This window comes from Streptomyces sp. NPDC102279 (assembly GCF_044766365.1).
GTDB lineage: Bacteria > Actinomycetota > Actinomycetes > Streptomycetales > Streptomycetaceae > Streptomyces.
In genome coordinates this window covers 86,673-101,803 of record NZ_JBIWLU010000022.1, presented here as the reverse complement: position 1 = coordinate 101,803, position 15,131 = coordinate 86,673, and the positions used below count along the sequence as shown (strand labels likewise).

The 15,131-nt window shown below is 72.1% G+C and carries 11 protein-coding genes; 4 read left to right on the top strand and 7 right to left on the bottom strand.

Translation table 11 applies throughout. The annotated features are described in order from the left end of the window. Positions 1-902: 902 nt before the first annotated feature. Positions 903-1,883: a ScbA/BarX family gamma-butyrolactone biosynthesis protein gene (locus tag ACIRQH_RS39115; RefSeq protein WP_404230205.1), complete on the bottom strand. Its 981-nt coding sequence runs from the start codon at positions 1,881-1,883 to the stop codon at positions 903-905. Between the two features lie 492 nt (positions 1,884-2,375). On the opposite strand from ACIRQH_RS39115, the gene ACIRQH_RS39110 reads away from it, so the two are divergent. Continuing rightward, the gene (locus ACIRQH_RS39110) at positions 2,376-3,290 is read left to right on the top strand and encodes a TetR family transcriptional regulator (protein WP_404230203.1); all 915 of its coding nucleotides are present in this window, start codon (positions 2,376-2,378) and stop codon (positions 3,288-3,290) included. Positions 3,291-4,292: 1,002 nt separating this feature from the next. On the opposite strand, the gene ACIRQH_RS39105 is transcribed toward ACIRQH_RS39110, so the two are convergent. Both ACIRQH_RS39105 and ACIRQH_RS39100 read right to left on the bottom strand, forming a co-directional pair. Further along, positions 4,293-4,913, bottom strand: a complete 621-nt coding sequence (locus ACIRQH_RS39105; protein ID WP_404230200.1) for a ScbR family autoregulator-binding transcription factor — start codon at positions 4,911-4,913, stop codon at positions 4,293-4,295. A gap of 999 nt (positions 4,914-5,912) precedes the next feature. Then, a complete protein-coding gene (locus tag ACIRQH_RS39100) occupies positions 5,913-6,539 on the bottom strand; it encodes a DinB family protein (RefSeq protein WP_404230196.1) in 627 nt (208 codons plus the stop codon). A 947-nt stretch (positions 6,540-7,486) separates the two neighbouring features. Here ACIRQH_RS39100 and ACIRQH_RS39095 point away from each other — a divergent pair. Next, a complete protein-coding gene (locus ACIRQH_RS39095; RefSeq protein ID WP_404230192.1) occupies positions 7,487-8,341 on the top strand; it encodes a BTAD domain-containing putative transcriptional regulator in 855 nt (284 codons plus the stop codon). A gap of 376 nt (positions 8,342-8,717) precedes the next feature. On the opposite strand, the gene tnpA is transcribed toward ACIRQH_RS39095, so the two are convergent. Further along, a complete protein-coding gene (gene tnpA, locus ACIRQH_RS39090; RefSeq protein WP_404230189.1) occupies positions 8,718-9,224 on the bottom strand; it encodes an IS200/IS605 family transposase in 507 nt (168 codons plus the stop codon). 176 nt (positions 9,225-9,400) lie between these two features. Here tnpA and ACIRQH_RS39085 point away from each other — a divergent pair, with 176 nt between their 5' ends. Then, entirely contained in the window at positions 9,401-10,672 is a 1,272-nt protein-coding gene (locus ACIRQH_RS39085; RefSeq protein ID WP_404230186.1) for an RNA-guided endonuclease InsQ/TnpB family protein, read from the top strand. A gap of 13 nt (positions 10,673-10,685) precedes the next feature. Here ACIRQH_RS39085 and ACIRQH_RS39080 read toward each other — a convergent pair whose 3' ends face one another. The 3 genes from ACIRQH_RS39080 to ACIRQH_RS39070 all read right to left on the bottom strand — a co-directional run bounded on the left by ACIRQH_RS39080 (position 10,686) and on the right by ACIRQH_RS39070 (position 13,754). Then, complete coding sequence (locus ACIRQH_RS39080; protein ID WP_404230183.1) at positions 10,686-10,985, bottom strand: hypothetical protein; 300 nt, start codon at positions 10,983-10,985, stop codon at positions 10,686-10,688. A 124-nt stretch (positions 10,986-11,109) separates the two neighbouring features. Further along, positions 11,110-12,663 carry a BTAD domain-containing putative transcriptional regulator gene (locus ACIRQH_RS39075; protein ID WP_404230180.1) on the bottom strand — a complete coding sequence of 518 codons (1,554 nt, stop codon included), beginning with the start codon at positions 12,661-12,663 and terminating at the stop codon, positions 11,110-11,112. Continuing rightward, positions 12,660-13,754, bottom strand: coding sequence for a thioesterase II family protein (locus tag ACIRQH_RS39070; RefSeq protein WP_404230178.1), 1,095 nt, complete (start codon positions 13,752-13,754; stop codon positions 12,660-12,662). The genes ACIRQH_RS39075 and ACIRQH_RS39070 overlap by 4 nt, the downstream gene beginning before the upstream one ends. 456 nt (positions 13,755-14,210) lie before the next feature. Here ACIRQH_RS39070 and ACIRQH_RS39065 point away from each other — a divergent pair, with 456 nt between their 5' ends. Beyond that, entirely contained in the window at positions 14,211-15,032 is an 822-nt protein-coding gene (locus tag ACIRQH_RS39065; protein WP_358822282.1) for an AfsR/SARP family transcriptional regulator, read from the top strand. The last annotated feature ends 99 nt before the right edge of the window (positions 15,033-15,131 follow it).

Here is a 15,131-nt window from a genome sequence, read left to right as displayed (position 1 = left end):
CCCGCGGGCGGGCGCGAACTGCTCTGCCTGGTATCGGGGTTCGGAGCGGAGCCGGTACGCCTGTGCTGGTGCTGGTGCTGGTGCTGGTGCTGGTGCCGGGTCGGGTGCTGGTGTCTGGGCGGGGTGGTTGCTGGGGCGGGCCCTGGTCTTTTGTCCGTCCTGGTTCTGTGGCTGCGGTTTCACGTTCGGCTTGCCCGCCTGTGCCCCGGTCCGTCTGCTCCGGTCGCCTGTCTGCTCTGGTTTCAGCGCTCCGGTCTCCGGTCTCCGGCCTGTCCTGTTTCGAGGGTCGCGGTCTGTGACGGTGCCTGGGGTGTTGTACCGGGTGTGCCGGGCGTGATGGTGGCGCCGGTGCGTGCCGGTGCGTGCCGGTGCGTGTCGGGTGGGGGCTCCATGCCGGGGTGTTGCTTCCGTGGGCGGGCGGATCTGCCTGTCTGCTTTTCGGCCTGTCTGCCTGTTTGTCCGCGCTGGGTTGGGTGTGGTGGGGGTCCTGGTGTGGCGTGTGGTGTGTGGCCTGTGGTGCGTGTGGTGGGAGGGGGATGGCGGAGGCCCGGCGCTGGGTTCAGGTGTGGTGACCTGTCCTGTGCCGGGCCTGGGTGTTGCGGGGTGGGGTGCCGTGTTGGTCTGTTCCTGGTGCGTTCTGGCGGGCGGGGCTGTGTTGGTGCTGGAGTCCGGGCCGGTGGGGAGTCCGGGCCGGTCTGGTGGGGGATCGGGAGCCGATGCCGGAGCCGGCCGGAGCTGGAGCTGGAGTCGGTCGGGGTTGGTGTTCGGGGTTGCCGGTCTGCCGTGACGCGGTGGGGGCCGGTGTGGGGTGTCGTGTAGCGCCCTGCCCTGTCCTGCCGTGCTCGTCTTGTTCTGCTGCGTCTTGTGCCGGCTGGTGCTGGGGGTTGGGTGGTGGGTGGGGGTTAGAGGTGGGTGGTGGTGAGGGTGGTGTGGAACTTTTCTTTGCCGTCCTGGGCGCCGGTGATTTTGATGCGGTTGCCGTGGGGGGTGGGGGTGAGTCGTTGGGTGTGGAGGTGGCAGGGGGTGTCGAGTTCGACGTAGTGGTGGTAGGTGCTGTGGATTTCGGTGGGGATGAGGGGGGTGGTGTGGGGGGTTGCGGCGATGGCGGCCTGGCGGGCGGCTTCGGCGAGGAGCATGCCGGGGGCGTGGTCGACGGGGTGGTCGAAGAGGACGGGGTGGCGGGTGTCGATGCGTAGTTGCCAGGTGTCGGGGGTGGTGGTGGGGGACAGGACGACGTCGGTGGGGGAGAGGCGCCCGACGTTTTGCGGGGGCAGGGGGGCGGTGAGGGGGGTGTGGAGGTGGCCGTGGTTGCCGCGCAGGCGGCGGTAGGCCTGGGGGGTGATGCAGGTGTAGGTGAAGCTGCCGGTGGCGACGGTGTCGCCGTGGCGGCGGATGACGGCGTCGTAGCGGGCCGCGCTGTGGGTGGTGCCGCGGGTGCGGATGTCGTGGAAGGTGACGTCGATGTCGAGGTCGGCGGGGGTGGCGCCGACGTGCAGGTGGGCGGGGTCGACCTGCAGGTGGAAGGCGCGCATGAGGAACTGGTGGCCGATGGGGACGCCGAACTCGGCGTGGGGGAGGAAGGCTCCGACCTGCCTGATCGTTTCTGTGGCGAGCAGCGGGTCGTGGTGGGTTCCTGCGATGGGGGTGTAGAAGCTGTGGCTGCGGGGCCACTGGGCGGTGACCTGGAAGCGGTTGTCGGCCAGGCGGGTGTGGCCGGTGAGCAGGACTTCGGCGAGGGCGGCCCGGTGGACGAACTCCTTGGGCACCGTGCAGGTCAGCCGCATCGCGGCGGGCGCGGGTGCGGGCCTGGCATCCTGCGGCGGTCGGCCGGCGGGTATGCGGTGCGAGGTGCCTGGTGCGGGGTGGAACGTGTTCGTGGACATGTCTGATCCCCCTGGATGGCAACGAGATGATGCGCCGGACCGGGCCGAGCGCCTCAGATGCCTCAACATACAGACCAACCGGTTTAGTTTCTAGCGTTGAAGGGGTACTGCCGGCTGGCGTGAAATGGAGCGTTTCCTTCCGGCCGGTGGGGCCTGAACGGGTGCCGGGTGCGGGCTCAACGCTAGCGCGGGCGGGGCGGCGGGCGGGTGCCCCTTTCCGGTCGCGTGTGCCGGCTGCCTGCTGACAGGCGCCCCCGGGGGTGTGGGGGAGCGGTGGCCGGGGGTGTGCGGTGCGGGGTGCCTGCCGGCGGCCGGGGGCGGGGGGTGTGCGGGGGTGTTTGCCCGTTTCTTTCGGGGGCGGTGCCCGGTTGGGTGTGAAGGGGGTCTGTAGGGGGTTGGGGGGCGGCCTCGAGCGGTTCTCGAGGACGAGAGCTGATGATCTTTGTGTCGCGTGTGTGCGCGGCCCCCTCCCAGTGCACCGACGGAGCCGTGATGACCCGACAGGAACGCGCAGTGCGCACCCGTGAGGCACTCATCGAGGCGGCCGCGCAGCTCTTCGACCGGGACGGCTACGAGGTCACGTCACTGGCGGCCGTCACGGCGAAGGCACAGGTCAGCGCAGGCGCCCTGTACTTCCACTTCGCCACCAAGGCCGACCTCGCCGACGCGGTCACCCACGCCGCCCTGTCACGGCTGCGGCGGATCATCGACGCGCGGACGGCAACCCGCACGGACGGCCACGGCCACGGCCACGGCTGCGGGGATGAGGACGGGGGCGGGGGTGCGGTCGCGCATACGGCCGGGGGCGCGGAGGGTGAGCGTGTCGCGGGCGCCGGATCACCAGCCCCCGGATCGCCGGCCTCCGGATCGCCGGACCCCGGATCGCCGGCCTCCGGTGCGGGGGCCGGTGCGGGTGGGGATCGGGTGGGGGAGTTGCAGCAGCTGATCGATACCACGCATCTTTTCGTGCGCGGCCTTTCCCGTGATGTGGTGCTGCGTGCCGGATTCGGGCTGGACGGTGCGTGGGGCGAGCGTCCGGTGGGTGAACGCGCGGTGGAGCAGGGGCCGGTGGGGCGGGGAGCTGCCGGACGGCGGGTGGGGGGCGACCGCCCGCCGGGCCGGTGGCCGCACGTGGGCGGTGCTCTGCGGGGGGTGTGGAGCGGCTGGGTGCACGAGGTGCTGACCGTGGCCGGGGCGCGGGGTGTGCTTGCTTCGGGGGTGTCGGCGGGGGACGCGGCGGTGGTGGTGGTGGCGGCGACGGTCGGCTTCGAAGTGCTGGGCGCGCAGGATCCGGTATGGCTGGCACCGGATCCCCTGACCGGCTTCTGGACGCTGGTACTGCCCGCCCTCGTCCCGCCCCCGGTCCGCGAAGTCCTGCGGGCGGGCGGCTCGACAGCAGCGCACTGACCCCCGTCCCCCCACGGCCCGTCCCTCCACGGCCCGTCCCCCCACGGCCCGTCCCTCCACGGCCCGTCCCCCCACGGGCCGTCCCTCCACGGCCCGGCCCGGCCCGGCCCGGCCCGGCCCGGCCCGGCCCGGCCCGGCCCGGCCCGGCCCGGCCGTGCAGGGCGAGGGCGGGGCGGTGGTGTGCGCCGCCGCCCCCTCTCTCCCCCCGGGCGGGCAGGTCGGGGGAGGGGGCGCGCTGGCAACTCCTGTCCCGCGAGGGGCGGTTCGGTGGCGGGCGCTGTCCCCTCCGGGGCTGGGCGGGGCAGCGTGGTGTGCGCCTCCTCCCGCCCGGGGGGCGGGTCGGCGAAGGGGCGTGCTGGCAACTCCTGCCCTGCGAGGGGCGGTTCGGGGGCGGCGCGCTGCCCCTCCGGTGCTGGGTGGGGCGGCGGTGGTGTGCGCAGGTCCCTGTCCCGATGCGGTGCTGGTGGCGGTGTGCCTTCCGCCTTGGGGTGTCCGGGCGGCGGTGCGGTGGCGGCTGCCGCGCGCAGCGAAGTGAGCGGTGGTTGGCCGCACCCTGCGCGCTGCTCCGGCCCCGCCGCCCGCGGCGCCTCGGGCTGCGCCTCGGGCGGGTTGCGGCGGGTGCCGGCGGGTGCCGGCCCCTGAACCGGGCCGGGTCGTCGAGGAGGAGTGCGGTGCGCCGACGCGCCGGTGTCCGCGCGGCCGGTCCCTGGAGGCCCCGCCACCGTCCGCGACGAACCGCTCTTCGATCCCAAGATGAACCGAATCCGCCGTTGAATCCGATGAAGAGGCAAGGAGCCGGACGGCGGGGCGGTGGCGCGCCCGCTGCCCGGGGGATCTGGGCGGTGATGCGCTTGCCCACGCCCCGCTCCTGCCCCACCGTCCTGCTGCCTGCTGCCTGCTGCCTGCTGCCTGCTGCCTGCTGCCTGCTGCCTCGCGGCTCGTCGGGCTGGGCGGTGTCGTGGTGTGCCGGGTCGGGGTGGGTGCGGGGTGGGTGGTGGTGTGTCAGGCGGTGCGGGTGCGGAGGTCGCTCTGGAGTGTGGTCAGTGCTTCGGGCCGGGCCAGGCAGGGCAGCAGGAAGTGCCAGAACCGGGTCAGTGCGGCGGGGGAGAGCCACCCGGGGTCGGTGCCGGCCAGGACCTCGATGCCGGTGGTCGCCGCCGTGACCGCCAGGGCGACGTCATGCGCCCGCACGTGCTCGGCGAGCAGGTGCTGTGCTTCGGCCTCGGTGAGTTGCCGGCTCACCCAGGCGTGCCATTCGGCGCGCAGGTCTACTCCCGTGCGGTGCTGCGCGTGGCAGCTGAGATGGAAACCCGCCCGCGCCACGACGTCGGCCTGCAGTTCCCCGGCCAGGGCGTGTGAGGCGGCGGTGAGGCGTTGCAGGGGGTTCATGCCCGGCAGCTGTGCCGTGTGGGCCGCGCGGCGCAGGGTGGCGGCCGCGGTGGCCTCGACGGTGGCGGCCACCGCAGCCTTGTTGGGGAAGTGGAAGTGCAGGGCGCCGGCGCTCACCCCGGCACGGGAGCTGATCTCCGCGAGCTTCGCCTGGACGTAGCCGCGGCTCTCGAACGTCTCGGCCGCGGAGCGGATGAGCGCGTCACGGGTGCGTACGGCACGTTGCTGCTTCATGCGGGGAACTCCTCGGGGAAGGCTGCTGCACGGTGCAGGTAACTATAAAACCAGCGTGGCGGTTTCTTTGCTGGAAAGGAAGAGGGCGGCCGGTTCACACCGGACCGTCCCCGCAGGAACCACATCCCCCAATGTGCTGCGCCGGCCATGATCCCAGAGAGTCCGGCAGCCGGAACCGGGGCGGGTGACCAGGCCCCGGCAGAGCAGGGCACCGGCCGGTCCGGCTGCCGGTCCGGCCTCCCCTTTTCCGGCCGGATCACAGACACCGGCCGATACCCGGCCGCACCCGGCGCCACCGGTTCCGCCGGAGTCTCACGCCCCCTGCCCCGCCACCGGCGTGGCCGTGGCGCCAACCGCGCCGCACCGAGGGGGCGTTAAGAACGCGTCAAGACCAACGCGCCGGTTTCACGACCGAGTTGAGGCAAAAGCGCAGTATGTTCTTTGCGGCCCCACGCTCACACGCCCGCCACCGCCGCCACTGCCGCCGCCGCGGCTGCGCGGCCAGGCCGACGGCGTCCTCGCTCCGGGAGCCCGGGGCTCTGCGTCCTGGGCTCTGCGTCCGGGATTCTGAGTCCGGGGGCGCCGGCTCAGGCGGTCCGGGTCTCGGCGGCCACGTCAAAATCCCGACCGTGCCGTGAGGATGGGCGACTGGCCAAGCGCCGGGTGCGGAACGGGCGGCGCCCGGCTGCCTGCCACCGGTCAACTCCGCCGTTGAGCCGTTGAGCCGTTGAGCCGTTGAGCCGTTGAGCCGTTGAGCCGTTGAGGCGTTGAGCCGTTCGGGCGTGGGGTGTGAGATGTGCCGGGCGGTCCCGGCGCGAGGGCGTGTCGGCGTACGCGTCCTGCTCCCCAGCTGGGTACAGACGAACGTGCTCAGTTGGCCGGACGCCACAGCGCCCAGGGCAACCTGACCCACGACGTCATCGATCTCGACGAGCGCCACCGGATCGACGATCTGGCCATCCGCACCCCGGCCGCCGGACAAGGTCGCCTACCGCCAAATCAGACGCCTTCGCGCAGGTACAGGTCGCGCAGCAGGCCGATCTCGCCCCCGTGATGTGTGACCTCTTTCAAGGCGTGCAGCGCGAGCTTCAGATAGGTCTCATCGGCCCATCCGCCTGGGCCCATGCCTATCGGCGCCAGGAGGCGCTTGTCGCCGAGGGCTGCGATACGGGAGATGAAGTGCTCCCAGTCCTCGGCCAGCGCCTGGATGCCCTCTTTCGCGGTGCCCGGCCACTCGTGGCGGTCGCCGAGCTCGGGAACGTCCTCGAAGAAGTGGATCACATAGCCGCGCAGGCAGAGGTTGCCGATGTGCCAGATACGCCAGGCGATCGTCGTGAAGGCGTCCGGTGCCTCCGGGCTCGATTCCGGAAACAGCGTGGCGACGCGGAAGACACCGTCGTCGCCGGGGCAAATGCTGATGCAGTCGCTGACCGGCTCCCAGTGGTACTCGGCGTCGGTCAAGTCCTCCAGGCGCTCGACCAGCCGGAATCGTACGTTTTCGAAGATCGCGAGAATGTCGCGCGTGACGGGGTCGGGCACGATCACGTCAGCCAAGTCAGCTCCAGGGCACGGTGGTTCCGGGGTGGTCAGGATGATCAGGATGTGCGGATCGGTCGGCTCGGTCAACCGCCGCCGCCTCAGGTCTCGCCGTCCTCGGGCCGGCGCCCATGAGGCCACGATCCAGCACCGCTCCAACGCGAGGGGGTCCGCGTCAGGGGTCTGGTGGTCCGCCACCGCGTGCAAAGCTCCGCAAAGGATGGCACGGCCGCGGCCCCGACTGCCGAGAGGCTGGGACGTTCGTCTGTACCTACCTGGGTACGTTCGGGCGTACGCCGACAGGGCGAGTGACGGTCAGGGAAAGCGGGTGGGCTTGCTTCCTGCCCGGGGCCGTCGCCGGGCAGGTCTGGCTCCGGGACAAGGGGTGTTCGGGCGCGAGACGCGAACGCGATGCGTAGGGGATACCTGTGTCCTGTCTCGCCGCTCGAGATGATTCCCGTCCGGCGGCCCGGTGCTGGAGGAGGAGACCCGGCGCTCCAGGCGGACAGGCGGGCGGCCAGGCGGCTGGGCGGTCGGTCGGGTGTGCAGTCGGTCGGTCGGGGTGGTGTGTGGTGGATCGCAGGGGTGTCGGGGTGCGCCGGCGGCGTCGCGGCCGGGTGGCGGGTGTCGCTGGCGTGGGTGGGGTCGGGGCGCGGGGAGGGTGGATTGCCGGGTGGTGGGGGCGGATTGGCGTGTTCCGGTCGGCGGGGGCCGGTGTGGCGGGGTGTGGGGGGTGGTGTCGAGCCCGGTTCCCTAACAGACCGTATTGGCTGTTTACCGGGGCTTGCGGAGTTCCTGCCTCCCTCGAGAACTGCCGGACGACGGCGGGGTGTTCGCGTCGTTTGTCCGTGATCGTGCTGATGGTGAGGGGGTTTGTGGCGCTTGGGGGTCGATCCCTCGCGGCTTTAGGGGTGCTCGAGGAACGGATGGGAGCGTAAAGAAACAGCACAGCCGGTCTGGTATTGACAAACCGGAGTGCTGGTTTTTTACTGGGGTTGCCTGGAGATGCAGGCCACACACGAGCAGGGGGATACGGCGTGGAAATCGATGTTCTAGGTCCGTTGGGTGTGCGGGTGAACGGGGTCGCGGTGATGCCGACGGCGCCCAAGCCGCGCAAGGTGCTCGCGTTGCTGGCGTTGCATGTGGACCGGGTGCTGCCGGTCGGCCTGCTGATCGAGGAGTTGTGGGGGCAGCGGCCGCCGCGTTCGGCGCGCACCACGCTGCAGACCTACATCCTGCAGTTGCGGGAGCTGATCGGAGCGGCCCTTCAACCCGCCGCGCAGGACGGTGTGCCGGTGTCGGCGAAGGATGTGCTGGTGACGGCGCCGGGCGGCTATCTGCTGCGTGGCGGCGGCGGTACGAGCGACGTCCAGAAGTTCGAGCGGCTCGCGGGGATGGGCTACCGGGCCATGGACGCGGAGGACTTCGCGGGCGCGGCCCGGCTGCTGCGTGAGGCGCTGGCCCTGTGGAGCGGATCGGCGCTCGCGGACGTGCAGACCGGCGCGCAGCTGGAGATGGAGGTCCGCCGTCTGGAGGAGACCCGGCTGTGCGCCCTCTACCAGCGCATCGAGGCGGACCTGCGGCTGGGCCGGCACCGTGAACTGCTGGGCGAGCTGACGGTGCTGGTCAGCCGCTATCGCACGCATGAGAACCTGCACGGCCAGTTCATGCTGGCCCTGCACCGCTCGGGGCGCCGGGGCGAGGCATTGAGCGTGTATCAGCGGCTGCGTCAGGCCCTGGTCCGCGATCTGGGCCTGGAGCCCTCCGGAGGACTGCGCCGGCTGCAGCGGGCCATCCTGGAGACCTCCGAGGCGCCCGCCCCCGCCGTCCACGTCCTGCGGCCCGAAGCCCTCACCGCCGCCTCACGCGACCGCCTGGTCCGCGTCGACTGACCCTCCCCACCCCTCCCCACCCCTCCCCGCACCCACTCGCCCGCTCGCCCGCTCGGCTGCTCGTCTGCAGCGAACGCCTTCGCCCCGCCCGTATCCGGCAGGCCGCCCACCGGCCCCGGAGCCGGCCGGGGCATGGCGCTGTCCACGGCCCGCAACACCGCCCTCGCACACGCCGGCCCGCGTTCCCGGCCCCGCCAAAGGCCCCACAGGCCGCCGGCCAGGGGGCAGACTCGACGCCGTGCCGGGCAACCTCTCCCGCACCGGCATCCCAACGCCCGGCCCCGCGGCGTGGACAGCCAGGTCGAGCCGGCCTTCCTGCCGGCCTGCGGATCATGGCTGAACCGGACCGAGCCGGACTCCGCAGCCCTGCGCCCATTCACCCGCAACGGACACCGGCCACCGCAGCCACGCCGAGCGGGATGCCGCGATCAGCCCCTGCACACGCCGCCGGGGACAGCCCTGCGGAGCCGAAGCCGAACAGCGCCCCCGGACTCTGCGATCCCGCAGCCGGACCGCGGACTTGGCCCTGGCCGTCCCACGCTACCGGGATACATCGCAGTGCTCCGGCCTTCCTGCCGGGGGTGAAGCGATTCTGGGAAGTATTCTGGCCTGGTGGCTGGAGTGGAGGGTTTCGCTGCTCGATGTACCGGCGGACGATCGACAGCGGTGCCCCGCCGGCGGAGTCGGCGAGGTAGGAGCCGGACCACAGCTTGTTGGCCCGGCAGCAGTGCCGGACGAGGCCGGGGAACGACTGGCGCAGTCTGCGGAAGCTGACGCCCTTGCAGCTGTTGAGGAGCCTCGACAGTGCGGCCTTCGGCGGAAAGTTCATCAGGAGGCGGACGTGGATGTTCTCGCCGTTGAACTCGGCCAGTTCGACCCCCAAGGTCCTCGCACACCGTGCGCATGACGTCTCCGAGACGTGTCAGGTGCCGGCCGGTGAACACCTCGTGCCAGTACTTCGTCACGAAAACCAAGTGCGGCAGGAGCGGGAAGCCGCGGTGCCCGCCCAGGCAAACGTCTTGCATGTCGGCCGTCGGCCATCAGGGTATGGTCCGGGCTGTGCAGCTTCGGTACACCTTCCGTCTCGAGCCGGGTCCCGGTCAGCGCATCGCGCTGGCAAGGGCGTTCGGCTGCGCGCGGGTGGTCTACAACGACGCGTTGAAGGCCCGCGAGACCGCCCGTGCGGATGGCCTGCCGTTCCCGAAGATCGGCGACCTGTCGAAGCTGCTCATCACCGACGCCAAACACAGGCCCGAGCGGGCGTGGCTGGGCGAGGTGTCCGCCGTGGTGCTGCAGCAGTCCCTGCGTGACCTGGATGCCGCCTACCGGAACTTCTTCGACGGCCTGACGGGCAAGCGCCCGCGCATGGGCGCGCCTCGCTTCAAGTCGAAGCGGGACAACCGGCAAGCCGTCCGCTTCACCGCGAACGCCCGCTGGTCGCTCACATCCGGCCGGAAACTGTGCCTGCCGAAGATCGGCGACATCACTGTTCGTTGGTCTCGCCCCCTGCCCTCCACGCCGTCCTCGGTGACCGTGGTCAAGGACGCGTCCGACCGGTACTTCGCCTCCTTCGTGGTGGAGAGCGACCCGGGCGAGGTGCTGCCCGAGGCGACGGGCGAGGTGGGTGTCGATCTGGGCCTCACCCACTTCGCGGTCCTGTCCGATGGCCGCAAGATCGCCTCGGCGCGGTTCTTCCGCCGGGCCGAGCGCAAGCTCCGCAAGGCCCAGCAGAACCTGGCCCGCAAGACCAAGGGATCGAACAACCGCAAAAAGGCCGTCGTGCAGGTCGCACGGGCCCATGCCCGCACAGCCGACGCCCGCCGGGACTTCCACCACAAGCTGTCCACGACATTGATCCGCGAGAACCAAGCGGTTTATGTCGAGGACCTCGCGGTGAAAGGCCTCGTCCGCACACGACTGGCCAAGTCCGTCCACGACGCCGGCTGGTCGACGTTCGTGACGATGCTGGAGTACAAGGCTGCCCGATACGGACGGACCTTCGCCCGCGTGGACAGGTTCTTCCCCTCCTCGCAGCTCTGCTCCGCCTGCGGCGTCAAGGACGGACCCAAGCCCCTCAACGTCCGCACGTGGACGTGCCAAACCTGCAACACCGTCCACGACCGGGACGTCAACGCGGCCCGCAACATCCGCATCGAAGGAACCAAGGTCGCCGCCGGGCAGGCGGAGACCCAAAACGCTCGTGGAGCGCAGGTAAGACCGGTACTCGTACCGGCACCGCGTGCAACCCGCACCCCGGTGCGCAAGAAACAGGAACCCACCCGAGACAGCCAGCCGACCGGCCGGGCGCAGACGGGAATCCCCGGACTGTAGGCCGGGGAGGATGTCAAAGCTCAACGAGCCGTTCGCCAGCGGAGGGCTCCGACGCGGATCCGTACCGCAGCACCACGTGCGCCGGACGCAACGGCAGGTCACGCAAAACAGGTTCCATGACGGCGAAAAGCGCATCGGCATCAGGGCCGTAGGCGAAGAGTGCCACCTCGCCGCCCCCGAACTCGTTGCCGTCGAACTCGCCGACACCGGCTCCTTCGATCGCCTCGCTCATGAGGCTCTGGGCCGCGCGGACAGCCGCGCGTTCGCCCGGCTCGCCGAACCCGTCGCCCGTCAGTCGATACCGCGCGATCACCGCGTGCTCGACGTTTCCCTCCGCACCGCCACCGCCACCGTCCTCAGCCGTATGAGTCATGCAGGAACGATCCCACCCCCCACCGACATCAGCGGGCTCCCCGCCAGGGATCCGAGGCGAGCCGCTAGCGCGCCGCGGCCTGCTCCCGCTGGACCCGCCTGAGCAAGTCCTGCTGCTCACGCGCCAGTTCCTCGATCCGGGCCCGCAGCTGCGCCAACTCCCCGGCCAGAGCGGCAGAACCCGCCGGGCCACTCCAGGCGTCCAGCTCGGCCAACCCGTCCAGGTCGGCCAACCCGTCCAGGCCGGCCGGGTCCGCGGAACCCGCCGGTCCTGAACAACTCCCCGCAGGCGGCGGGTCTGCCGGGCACGCCCGCCCCGCATTGCCCGCACGGCGCGGGGCAGCGGGAGCACCCGTCCGACCCGTAAACCCCGTAACGCCGGGGGGACTTGTGGGGTGCGGGGTCAGGGTGGGGGAGTGGTTGAGGATTGCTTCCAGGCGGGCGCGCAGGGCCGGGCCGGGTTCGATGCCCAGGGTGGTGACCAGGTGGCGGCGGGCGCGTTCGTAGACGCCGAGGGCCTCGGCCTGCCGGCCGCCCCGGTACAGGGCGAGCATGAGCAGGTCGTAGAACCGTTCACGCAACGGGTGGTCGGCGCTCAGGCGTTCCAGGCCGGCGGTGATCTCGGTGGAGCGGCCGCACTGCAGGCTCGCCTCGTAGAGGGCTTCCAGAGCGGTCAGGCGCTGCTCCTCGAGACGGTCGGCCTCCGCTGTGCACAGCGGGCCGTGGCGGCTGTCCTGCAGGGCCGGGCCCCGCCACAGTGACAGGGCCCGCTGCAGGAGTTGCGCCGCCTGGCCGGGATCGTGGGGCAGCGCGGCGCGGCCCTGGCCGGACAGGCGGGTGAAGCGGGCCACGTCGGTCGAGGCGTCGCCGGGGGCCAGCAGGTAGCCGGTGGGCAGGGTACTGATCCACTCATGACCCGGTGCGGGCAGCAGGCGGCGCAGCCGGGCGACGTGGGCCTGCAGGGCGTTGGGCGCGTTCGCGGGCGGGGTGCTGCCCCACAACTCTTCCACCAGGCGGTCCACGGACAGCAGTTGACCCGCGTGCAGGACCAAAGTGGCGAGCAGCGCCCGCTGTTTGGGACCGCTGGGCGCGATGATCCCGCCCGCCGTGTCGCACACGGTGACCGGGCCCAGCAGCCGGAACTCGCTCACCGTCCCCCGCACCGCACCCCCTACGCGCCGGCCGGCCGACCCGCCCACCGGGCCGCCACGCCCGCGCCCCTGCCCGGCCCGGACACCCACCGCCCCGCCCTGCCCCACCGCTCCGCCCTGCCCCACCGGACCGTCGTCCCCGGCCGGACCGTCGTCCCCGGCCGGGCCGCCCACCGGACCGCCGCGACCGGTCTGGACGCCCGCCGGACCGCCGTGCCCGCCACCGGCCGGGGCGCCCGTCGTGTCACCGTCCCCGGCCTGGACACCTGCCGTGCCACCGTGACCGGCCAGGCCGTCGACCAGGCCGCCGTGCCCGTGGCCGTGCCCGGGATCGGCCGGGGTGCCCGGGGGGCCGTCATGTCCTGGATGGGTGCCCGTCGGGCCGCCGTGCGCGACCGAGGGGCACCTCGGATCACCGGGTGCGGCCGGGGTGTTCATGGTCGCGCCGTGTCCGGCCGAGGTGTTCATGAGGTCACCGCGGAGGGGGCGCGGGAGTGCAGCAGGGCGCGGTGCACGTCGTCCTGGATGTGCCGGGCGACCTCGGGCAGGCGGTCAGAGAAGTAGAAGTGTCCGCCGTCGAACAGGCGTAGCCCCAGGAAGGGTTCGCAGGTCTGGGCCCAGCCGCCGAGCAGGTGGGGGGGAGCCACCGGGTCGCGGTGGCCGCCGAACACCGACAGCGCAACCGGCAGCGGGGCGGCGGGCGGCCGGGGGCGCCAGGTCTCGTTGATCCGCAGATCCGCGCGGATGACCGGCGCGAACAGCTCCCACAACTGCGGGTGGGCCAGTACCGCCGGAGGCGTGCCGCCCATCGCCGCCAACTGGCGCCGCAGTTCCGCATCCGACAGCAGATGCCGCCCCCCACCCCCCACAGGGCTCACGGTGTCCGGCGCGCCCTCACCGCTCCGCCTCCCCCCACCGGCTTGCCCGGCCTCCCCGCCCTCGGCCTCCATGCTCCCGCCGTCCCGCCCGGCCTCCGCGCTCCCGGCCTCCCGCCCGGCCTCCATGTTCCAGCCGTCCCGCCGGGCCTTGGTGCGCCCGGTGTCTTGCGTGCTGCCCGCGATCCGCGTTCCGTCCACGCCCCGCCTCTCGCGCGTCACCTGGGGGCCCGCCGTAGATGTCGTGCCTGCCGCGTACGTTGCGGACGCCGTGCCCGTGGCGGGCGTCGTGCCCGTGGTGTTCGGCGTGTCGGCCGTGCCGTGGGGGTGGGGGATGGCGGGGAAGGGGTCGCGGGCGGAGATGCCGAGCCACAAGGGCGGGGTGCGGCCCTCGTCGATCAGGCGGCGGGTGAGTTCGTAGGCGACCATGGCGCCCAGGCTGTGTCCGAAGAACGCGAAACGCCCGCTCATCGTGTCGCCCAGTGCGTGCAGGTAGTGGTCGACGAGGGCGTCTGCATCGTGCAGCGGGGGGCGTTCGTCCCGCGGGCCGCGGCCCGGCGCGTCGGGGAGGTGGACCTGCCAGCCGGCCGGGAAACACGACGGCCAGTGGCGGTAGGCCAGATGCGAGCCACCGGCGTGATGGAACACGAACAGCCGTAGCTGCGGCTCCTGCGTCCTGTGCATGGCCACTCCATCGACGAGTCACTCGAAGCGGCCCCGGCCCCGATGGCCGGGGCCGCACACCGGCGCCCGGCGGCCGTGCCCTGTGTGCGGCGGGCCGGGGAATGCGGACGATAGCCGCACCCCGCCCCCAACGGGCGCCACCACCAGCGGCTTTCGAACCGGCCTGCACGCCTTCTCAAGTCCCCTACCCCCGTCCGCGGCCCGCCCCTGACCCACCCGCCATCCGCCCGTGGCCCGTCCGCCTTCCGCCCGTGGCCCCGCTTCCGATCCGTCCGCGTTCCGTGTGGGGCCCGTGTGTGTGGCGGCGGGTTGCGGGGGGTGTGTAGAGGGCTGCTTGAGGGCGGGTCCAGCAATCCGGGCGGCGGCCGAAAACGGGTCTAGCGTGCCGAAGGCCAAGGCCGCCCCCTGACGGGGCACCGGCACGGCCGCCACTCGATGGAGTACGGGGAGGAAACCGTGGAGATACAGGTTCTGGGGCCCTTGAGCGCCACCGTCAACGGTGTCTCGATCGTGCCCACCGCGAGCAAGCCGCGTCAGCTCCTTGCCCTGTTCGCGTTCTATCCCGGCCGGATCGTGCCGGTGGCCACCCTCATGGAAGAGCTGTGGGGCACCGAGATGCCGCAGAGCGCCATGACCACCCTGCAGACCTACGTCCTGCAGCTGCGCCGCCACCTGGGCACCGCCATGGGACCCGACGCCCCCGGCAACGCCAAGGAGGTCCTGGCCACCCGGCACGGCGGATACGTCCTGCAGATCCCCGCCGACGCCGTCGACCTGCACCGCTACGAGCAGTTCGTCGCCGGCGGACAGCGCGCCTTCGAACAGGGCGAGGACGGCCAGGCCGCCACCCTGCTGCGCAGCGCCCTGGACATGTGGGACGGACCCGCCCTGGTCGACGTACGCGCCGGAGCCATCCTCTCCATCGAGATCATGCGGCTCAAGGAATCCCGCCTGGTCACCGTCGAGCGGCGCATCGACGCCGACCTGCGCCTGGGCCGGCACGGCGAACTCATCGCCGAACTCACCGACCTGATCGCCCGTCACCCCCAGCACGAGGGCCTGCACTCCCAGGCGATGGTCGCCCTCTACCGCTCCGGACGGCAGGCCACCGCCCTGGACGTGTACCGCAGACTGCGCAAACAGCTCATAGACGAACTCGGCGTGGAGCCCTCACCGCAACTGCAGCGCCTGCACCAGATGATGCTCACCGTCGACCCCGCCCTGGACGTGACCGCCGGCGACCGCCGCACCTCCACCTTCGACCTCTACGCCGCCTGACCCGGCACCAGCACTCCCGCCGGCGCCGGACTCACCTCCGGGAGCGCTCCGAACAGGCCAGAGCAGCCTCCAGGAAGGCCCGTTGACGAGACGGGCGCT

What these genes read in the sequence shown, in the direction of transcription:
- ACIRQH_RS39115 (WP_404230205.1), bottom strand. Translation starts at nt 1,883, where the DNA reads ATGTCCACGAACACGTTCCACCCCGCACCAGGCACCTCGCACCGCATA.
- ACIRQH_RS39110 (WP_404230203.1), top strand. Translation starts at nt 2,376, where the DNA reads ATGACCCGACAGGAACGCGCAGTGCGCACCCGTGAGGCACTCATCGAG.
- ACIRQH_RS39105 (WP_404230200.1), bottom strand. Translation starts at nt 4,913, where the DNA reads ATGAAGCAGCAACGTGCCGTACGCACCCGTGACGCGCTCATCCGCTCC.
- ACIRQH_RS39075 (WP_404230180.1), bottom strand. Translation starts at nt 12,663, where the DNA reads ATGAACACCTCGGCCGGACACGGCGCGACCATGAACACCCCGGCCGCA.
- ACIRQH_RS39070 (WP_404230178.1), bottom strand. Translation starts at nt 13,754, where the DNA reads ATGCACAGGACGCAGGAGCCGCAGCTACGGCTGTTCGTGTTCCATCAC.